General features: G+C 70.1%; 1 protein-coding gene. It reads right to left on the bottom strand.

What is annotated here, in order from left to right; all coding sequences use genetic code 11:
• A partial coding sequence (locus AACY08_RS29135) for a peptidase dimerization domain-containing protein (RefSeq protein WP_339472545.1) occupies nucleotides 1-482 on the bottom strand: 482 nt, incomplete at both ends.

Raw genomic sequence — 482 nt, 5'->3', positions numbered from 1 at the left:
CGTTCCCGCGCGATCGCCTCGAATCCGCTACGGATGGTCAGTGCCGCGGCATCTCGGCCCGCGTCGCTTGCAGCGCGGACATCGAGCGTGAAGCGCACCTCGCCGGGCACGACGTTGGCGGCGCCGGGATACACCTCGATCGAGCCGACCGTGGCGACGAGATCGGCGTCGCCTGCCCGGGCGACCTCTTCTGCCTTCGAGATCATCGCAGCCGCGGCAGACAGGGCGTCGCGGCGCAGGGCCATCGACGTGGTCCCGGCATGGCCCGCGCGGCCCGTGACGGTGATCGCATAGCGTAGCTGAGCGGCAATGCCCGTCACCGTGCCTACGCCAAGTGCCTCGGCCTCCAGCACCGGTCCCTGCTCGATATGTGCTTCCAGATAGGCCAGTGCCGCGCCGTGCCGTGCCGAGGCGAAGCCGCTCACCGACAGGCCGTTCAAGGCCAGCGCGTCCTCCAGCGATATGCCGGCAGCGTCACGCAG

Source organism: Pseudomonas sp. EL_65y_Pfl1_R83, assembly GCF_963970695.1.
In the GTDB taxonomy this organism is placed as follows: Bacteria; Pseudomonadota; Gammaproteobacteria; order Pseudomonadales; family Pseudomonadaceae; genus Aquipseudomonas; species Aquipseudomonas tritici.
This window is presented reverse-complemented; position numbering and strand designations above follow the sequence as displayed.